This window comes from Alkalihalophilus lindianensis, assembly GCF_032843265.1.
Classification (GTDB): domain Bacteria; phylum Bacillota; class Bacilli; order Bacillales; family Bacillaceae_D; genus Alkalihalophilus; species Alkalihalophilus lindianensis.
Genome location: NZ_JAWJBA010000789.1, coordinates 1 through 248 on the forward strand (window position 1 = coordinate 1; position 248 = coordinate 248).

Consider the following 248-nt stretch of genomic DNA (forward strand, 5'->3'; position numbering starts at 1 on the left):
CTCGCGGGGAAGACCGCGTCCCTCGAGCAGCAGATCTACGACGCTGCACGGGCTCTGGGGTTCTCAGAGGACGAGGCCGGGCGCTACTCGTCGGTGCTGTCCACCATCCCGGCGACCGTCCGTTCGCAGTTCCTCACCCCCGGCCTGAACGAGGCGAAGGCGAACGTCGACGAGCTCATCTCCAAGGTGAACCGCCTCGACGGCCGACAGGTCGTCACCTCGGTCACCACCCGGAACGTGGTGACGGG

Annotated in this window: 1 protein-coding gene; it reads left to right on the top strand. The window is 67.7% G+C overall.

Annotated features, from left to right (window positions below):
* A partial coding sequence (locus RYX56_RS24340; RefSeq protein WP_317124384.1) for a hypothetical protein occupies window positions 1-248 on the top strand: 248 nt, incomplete at both ends.